This window comes from Roseateles sp. (assembly GCF_049240545.1).
Taxonomy (GTDB): Bacteria; Pseudomonadota; Gammaproteobacteria; order Burkholderiales; family Burkholderiaceae_C; genus Paucibacter_A.
The window spans coordinates 1-1,536 of the sequence record NZ_JBMLSK010000251.1 but is presented as its reverse complement, the minus strand read 5'-3'; the positions used below and the strand labels follow the sequence as shown (position 1 = coordinate 1,536).

At 68.3% G+C, this 1,536-nt stretch carries 1 protein-coding gene; it reads left to right on the top strand.

Annotation, left to right across the window (positions count from 1 at the left end; genetic code table 11):
• Window positions 1-45: 45 nt before the first annotated feature.
• The gene (locus tag ACOVRJ_RS16860; RefSeq protein ID WP_422044995.1) at window positions 46-1,281 is read left to right on the top strand and encodes an IS4 family transposase; all 1,236 of its coding nucleotides are present in this window, start codon (window positions 46-48) and stop codon (window positions 1,279-1,281) included.
• The last annotated feature ends 255 nt before the right edge of the window (window positions 1,282-1,536 follow it).

Here is a 1,536-nt window from a genome sequence, read left to right as displayed (position 1 = left end):
TAGGTTGGCGCACAATTCAGCCCGTCGCAACGACGGAGCTTGCCCATGGCTCGAACCAAGGCCGTGCTCGGCACAGGCGCGAGGCTCTCGGACTACCTAAGCGCCAGTCTCCTGGCGCGGGTGGTTCCCGCCGAAGAGGTGCACGCCGTACTGAATGCGCACGGGTGCAACTCGCAGCGCTTGCGCAGCTTCCCGGCCGTGGCCGGCGTGTACTACTGCATGGCGCTGAGTCTGTACCCGGAGGCCGCCTACGAGGAGGTGTTTGCCGCCGTCGCGCAGGGGTTGGCGTGGGCGGCCGGCGCCGCTGAGCCCGCGCGGGTGGCCAAGTCCTCGATCAGCGGCGTGCGCAGCAAGATCGGCGCGGCACCGCTTGCGGATCTCGTGCAGCGCTGCTGTGTCGCGCTGGCCGACCCCCGAGACCATCAGCAGGCCTTCTTTCGTGGTCTGCGCCTGGTAGCCCTGGACGGCAGCAACTTCGAATTGCCGGACGAGGTCGACAACGTGCAGCACTTCGGCCGCCCGGGCAGCCGCACCGGCGTGGCCGGCTACCCGCAGGCGCAGTGTGCGGTGCTGGTGGAATGCGCCACGCATGCCATCCTGGGCGCCAACATCGGCCCGTACCGCGCCAGCGAGTGGGAGGTCTGCCGGCCTCTGTTGCCGCGCTTGCAGCCCGGCATGCTGTGCCTGGCCGACCGCGGCTTCAATGGTTACGAGTACTGGCAGCAGGCTCGCGCCAGCGGCGCCGAACTGCTGTGGCGCTGCGCGGCCAATCGGCAGTTGCCGGTGCACCAGGTGCTCGATGACGGCTCGTATCTCAGTGCCATCTACCCCGGCGGTGTCCGCCGAGCGCAGGCACGCGAGCAGGCCATCGTCGTGCGCGTCATCGAGTACGCGCTGCCCGGCGCCGACGACACTGAGCCGCGCTACAGACTGCTGACCACGCTGCTGGACCCGGGTACCGCGCCGGCGCTGGAACTGGCAGCGCTGTACCACCAGCGCTGGGAAGTCGAAGCCGTGTTCGACGAGTTGAAGACCCACTTGCGGCAAAGCCGCCGCGTCTTGCGCAGCAAGACCGCCGAGCTGGTGCAGCAAGAGTTCTACGGCTGGGTGCTGGCCCACTACGCCGTGAGATGGCTGCTGCACCAGGGCGCAGCACGCCACCGAGTGCCGCATGCGGATCTGTCCTTCACGGGACACGTACAGTTGCTCCGACGCGCACAGCCCCGCTCCGGGGCCTTTCCCCCCAGGGCAGCCCCGTCGCCGCCGCCGCTGGTTCAATGAACTGCTCGCTGTCAGCGCCACGCTACGGGCAACCCGCACGCTGGGCAGGCGATCGCCGCGCATGGTCAAGCGACGAAACTCGCCCTACGCATCCCACGATCGCAATGCCCGCACCCGGTTGCCTATCGACTGCACGCCCAGCATGCTGACTCCGCTGCCTCTGTCGGTACGAAAGCGCCAGCCGTCACCGGCTGCGCCATGGGCGCCTGAGAACCCCTCTGGTGGATTCCTCTAGACACTATCCGAACAGTATTG